General features: G+C 52.9%; 1 rRNA gene. It reads left to right on the top strand.

The features are described 5' to 3' along the window. Positions 1–152: 152 nt before the first annotated feature. A 5S ribosomal RNA gene (rrf, locus tag KKP04_RS15440) occupies positions 153–221 on the top strand; the annotation flags it as partial.

Raw genomic sequence — 221 nt, 5'->3', positions numbered from 1 at the left:
GAGCTTACCAGTACTAATAGTTCGATCGGCTTCATCGCTCTCATTAGTCAATGCTCACCGTCCGGTGAGTTGACGAAAAGACCAAATCCAGATCATTCCGAGAAAAAAAAGCCAGGCCTCAAAACCCGGCCGGTCCCGACATCCTTCGTTTGCCTGGTGGTTATAGCGGAACGCCCCCACTCGATCCCATCTCGAACTCGACCGTGAAACGTTCCTGCGCC

Source organism: Rhodomicrobium sp. Az07 (genome assembly GCF_018619475.1).
GTDB lineage: Bacteria > Pseudomonadota > Alphaproteobacteria > Rhizobiales > Rhodomicrobiaceae > Rhodomicrobium.
Note: the sequence above shows the minus strand (reverse complement) of the source record. Positions and strands in the feature narration are given on the sequence as shown.